General features: G+C 68.9%; 4 protein-coding genes and 1 pseudogene. 2 read left to right on the top strand and 3 right to left on the bottom strand.

The genetic code is table 11. From position 1 onward, the window contains the following. Both A5646_RS05335 and cofC read right to left on the bottom strand, forming a co-directional pair. Positions 1-1,903: RNA degradosome polyphosphate kinase (locus A5646_RS05335; protein WP_067020400.1), on the bottom strand; the 1,903-nt coding region annotated here is incomplete at its 3' end. A gap of 88 nt (positions 1,904-1,991) precedes the next feature. Next, positions 1,992-2,654: a 2-phospho-L-lactate guanylyltransferase gene (cofC, locus tag A5646_RS05330; protein ID WP_066862014.1), complete on the bottom strand. Its 663-nt coding sequence runs from the start codon at positions 2,652-2,654 to the stop codon at positions 1,992-1,994. 132 nt (positions 2,655-2,786) lie between these two features. On the opposite strand from cofC, the gene A5646_RS05325 reads away from it, so the two are divergent. Both A5646_RS05325 and A5646_RS27815 read left to right on the top strand, forming a co-directional pair. Then, on the top strand, positions 2,787-3,821 hold the full coding sequence (locus tag A5646_RS05325; protein ID WP_067020396.1) for an NAD(P)H-dependent glycerol-3-phosphate dehydrogenase: 1,035 nt from the start codon (positions 2,787-2,789) through the stop codon (positions 3,819-3,821). Positions 3,822-3,884: 63 nt separating this feature from the next. Further along, a complete protein-coding gene (locus A5646_RS27815) occupies positions 3,885-4,094 on the top strand; it encodes a hypothetical protein (protein ID WP_369806910.1) in 210 nt (69 codons plus the stop codon). Here A5646_RS27815 and A5646_RS27810 read toward each other — a convergent pair. Further along, positions 4,064-4,418, bottom strand: a pseudogene (locus tag A5646_RS27810) (D-alanine--D-alanine ligase A); the annotation flags it as partial. The gene A5646_RS27815 and the pseudogene A5646_RS27810 sit on opposite strands and share 31 nt — an antisense overlap.

Below are 4,418 nucleotides of genomic sequence, written 5' to 3'. Positions count from 1 at the left end.
GGCCGAGAATGGAGCGCACGACGATGTTTTCGGAGAAGCCCTCGGCGCCCGGGCGCAACGCGCAGATGCCGCGCACCACGACCTCGACCCGCACTCCGGCCTGCGATGCCCGGTAGAGCGCATCGATCACCTGCTCGTCCACCAACGCGTTCATCTTCAGACGAATTCGCCCGTCACCTCGTTCGCGGTGCGCGGCGATCTCGCGTTCGACGCGTTCGATGATGCCGGTGCGAATTCCGTGCGGCGCCACCAGCAGGTTGCGGTAGGCGACCTTACGCGAATAGCCGGTAAGCGAATTGAACAAATCGGTGAGGTCCGCACCGATATCCGGGCTCGCCGTCAGCAGGCCGACATCCTCATAGAGGCGGGCGGTCTTGCTGTTGTAGTTGCCGGTTCCGATATGGCAGTACCGCCGGATCGCCGATCCTTCGCGGCGCACCACCAGGCACGTCTTGCAGTGCGTCTTGAGCCCGACGAGGCCGTAGACCACGTGCACGCCCGCCTGCTCGAGTGCGCGCGCCCAACGGATGTTGGCCTGTTCGTCGAAGCGCGCCTTGATTTCGACGAGCGCCACGGCCTGCTTTCCGGCCTCGGCCGCTTCGATCAGCGCCCGCACGATCGGTGAGTCACCGGAGGTGCGGTACAGCGTTTGTTTGATCGCCAGCACATTGGGGTCCGCGGCGGCCTGCTGAATGAAGCGCTGCACGCTGGTGGAGAAGGAGTCGTAGGGGTGGTGCACCAGGACGTCGCCCTCGCGCAGCGTCGCGAAGATGCTCTTGGGGGATTCGCGATCGGCGAAGGCGGGGTGGGTGTCCGGGACGAACGCGGGGTCCTTGAGCGCCGGCCGGTCCAGTCCGTAGATCTGCCACAGCGACGAAAGATCCAGCAGCCCGGGCACTTCGATGACGTCACCGGGGTGCACGTCGAGTTCGCGCAACAACAGCTCCAGCATGCCCTCGGTCATGTCGTCGGCGATCTCGAGTCGCACCGGCGGCCCGAACCGCCGGCGCGCCAATTCCCGTTCCAGCGCCTGCAGCAGATCCTCGTCGCGGTCCTCCTCGACTTCCATGTCGGCGTTGCGGGTGATGCGGAAGGCGTGATGCTCCACGATTTCCATCCCCGGGAACAGAAGAGGAAGGAAGGCCGCGATCAGTTCTTCGGTCGGCAGGTACCGGACGATGGCCCGTCCGGAGCCGTCGGCATTGTCGATGGCGGCCAATTCGACGAAGCGATCGACGTTGTTGGGCACCTTGACTCGGGCGAAGTGCTGGCCGCCGTCCTCGGGCTGACGCACCATCACCGCCAGGTTCAGGCTCAGCCCGCTGACGAACGGGAACGGGTGTGCCGGGTCGACGGCCAGCGGCGTCAGGACGGGGAAGACCTGTTCGGTGAAATAGGTCGACAATTCGTCGCGCTCGGCCTGATCGAGGTCGGCCCACGTGACGATGTGGATGCCTTCCTCGGCGAGCGCCGGCCGCACCGAATCCAGGAACACTCGCGCGTGCCGGGTCGCGATCCGCTGAGTCTGTTCTCCGATGAGGGCGAGTTGCTTGCGCGGCGTCAAACCGTCGGCCGAGCGGACCGACAAGCCCATCTCGTCACGGCGTTTGAGGCCGGCGACGCGCACCATATAGAACTCGTCGAGGTTGGAGGCGAAGATCGCCAGGAACTTGGCGCGTTCCAGCAACGGCAACGAGTTGTCTGCGGCCAGCGCCAGCACGCGGGCGTTGAAATCCAGCCAGCTCAGTTCCCGGTTGAGGTAACGGTCGTCCGGCAGATCGGTCAGCGCGGCCTGGGTCGCAGCCGGTGGTGCTGCCACGGCCGAGTCGCCCGAATGCCACAAGTTCTCGTCGGGTCGCGCCTCAGCTTCGATTTCAGTCACCCTGCGATCATTGCTCATCACGCGTGGGTGCTGCTAGCGCTCCCGGGACATCCATTCGCCGTTGGGACGACGTTCACCCGTCGGACAGATATACGCGCAGCGATCGGAATCAGTGCGTCGCGATGGCGCGGGCGGTCGCTGCCCCCACCCCGAGGCGACGGGCGGCGGCGAGGTCGCTGGGGGTGTCGACGTCACACCGCAGGCCCGGCCAGGCGCCGGTCAGCTCGATCGCACCCGAACTGCGGTGCCGCGCCGAGGAATCGGCGCCGAATCGCGGGTCGAGCGGGCTTCCGAACGCGAACAGCGCCGCCGTGCCGGTGGCCAGCCGGTCGGCGACGAAGCTGCGCCGGTGCTGGCGCGCGGCGGCGATCGCCTCGTTCAGCTCCTGAGTCTGCAACGCGGGTAAATCACCTTGCAGCGCAACGACATTGGCGAAGGAGCCGCCCACCGCGCGTTCGGCGGTGGCGATCGCGTTGTTCAGCGGATCGGGGTGACCCTCGGGTGTGGGATCAACCAGCACGTCGGCGCCCAGCTCGGCGGCGGCGGCGGCCGCCGCGTCGTCGGGCGTGATCACGGTGATCGAGCCCAGCGCTCGGACGCGCCCGGCGGCGGTCAGGGTGTCCGCCAGCATGGCGAGCACCACGCTTTCCCGGGTGCGCGCCGAGAAGACCGGGGCCAACCGGGTCTTGGCCGCGGCCAACCTCTTGACGGCGATGATCAGGGCGACGTCGCCCGCACCGTTGGCCGAACCGTCGGCTCGTATGCCGCTCATGAGATGCCATCCTGCCAGCGACGCCCCGCCGCCGGGACATGCTGGCAGGCGTGACGCCCGGTCCGTCGCTGATCTAGGGTGTAGCGGCTGCAAGTGCCGCGTGAGCTACACCGACCACGGACAGGGGGGTACATGACCAGCACATCGTCGGGTGCCGTGGCGGTCATGGGTGCCGGGGCGTGGGGCACGGCGCTGGCCAAGGTGCTGGTCGAGGCGGGGGGGCCGGAAGCGGCGGTCACGCTGTGGGCCCGCAGACCCGAGATCGCCGAACAGATCAACATCACCCGCTACAACCCTGACTACCTGCCCGGCACGTTGCTGCCGCCGGGCATCCGCGCCACCGCCGACCCCGCCAAGGCCCTGCGCGACGCGTCCACGGTGCTGCTCGGCGTGCCGGCGCAGACCATGCGCAGCAACCTCGAGCGCTGGGCGCCGCTGATTCGTCAGGGCGCGACGCTGGTGAGCCTGGCCAAGGGCATCGAACTGGGCACGCTGATGCGGATGAGTCAGGTGATCGTCTCGGTCACCGGCGTCGACCCGGCTCAGGTCGCGGTGATCTCGGGGCCGAACCTGGCCAGCGAGATCGCCGCATCCCAGCCCGCCGCCACCGTGGTCGCGTGCAGCGACTCGGGTCGGGCCGTCGCCCTGCAGCGCATGCTGAACAGCGGATACTTCCGCCCCTACACCAACAGCGATGTGGTCGGCACCGAGGTCGGCGGGGCCTGCAAGAATGTCATCGCGCTCGCGTGCGGGATGGCGGTCGGTGTCGGGCTCGGCGAGAACACCACGGCGGCGATCATCACCCGCGGCCTGGCCGAGATCATGCGGCTGGGGATCGCGCTGGGTGCCAAGGGCGCCACACTGGCCGGGCTGGCCGGGGTGGGTGATCTGGTGGCCACCTGCAGCTCACCGCATTCCCGCAACCGTTCGCTGGGCGAGCGGCTCGGCCGGGGAGCGAACATCCAGGCGGTGCTGGGCGGCACCCCCGACGGCGGCGACGGGCACGTCGTCGAGGGCGTGACGTCCTGCGAGTCCGTCCTGGCACTGGCCGCCAGTTACGACGTCGAGATGCCCCTCACCGACGCCGTGCACCGGGTCTGCCACAAGGGCCTGTCGGTCGACGAGGCGATCGCGCTGCTCCTGGGCCGCAGCACCAAGCCCGAGTGAAAAGGCCAGGCGAAGGGCCGCCACCCGACCGGGACGGGTGCCACCCGGTAGCCTCTTGAGATTGTGAATGCCAGCGAGCGGGTGCGCGTCGCCGTCGTCTTCGGCGGGCGCAGCAACGAGCACGCCATCTCGTGCGTCTCGGCGGGCAGCATTCTGCGCAACCTGGATCCGGATCGGTTCGACGTGGTCGCGATCGGCATCACCCCGGAGGGGTCGTGGGTGCTCACCGACGGTGATCCGGCCGCGCTGGCCAGCACACCGGCCCCCACGTAGGGCACACCGGCGAGCTCCAGCAGGCCCTGGATCGTGCCGTCCTCGCCGTAGGGGCCGTGCAGCACCGGAAAGACCACGTCGACCGACGCCAAGACCTCGGTGGCGCCGGGCGCCAGGGACACCAACTGGCCGCTGCGCCGGGGATCGGCGGGTAGCGCCAGTTCGGTGCCCGATGCGGCGGTCACCTCGGGCAGTTTCCGGTCGGTGATCGCCAGCGCGGCCGGATCACCGTCGGTGAGCACCCACGACCCCTCCGGGGTGATGCCGATCGCGACCACGTCGAACCGATCCGGATCCAGGTTGCGCAGAATGCTGCCCGCCGAG

The organism is Mycobacterium sp. 1245499.0, assembly GCF_001673615.1.
GTDB lineage: Bacteria > Actinomycetota > Actinomycetes > Mycobacteriales > Mycobacteriaceae > Mycobacterium > Mycobacterium europaeum_A.
This window is presented reverse-complemented; position numbering and strand designations above follow the sequence as displayed.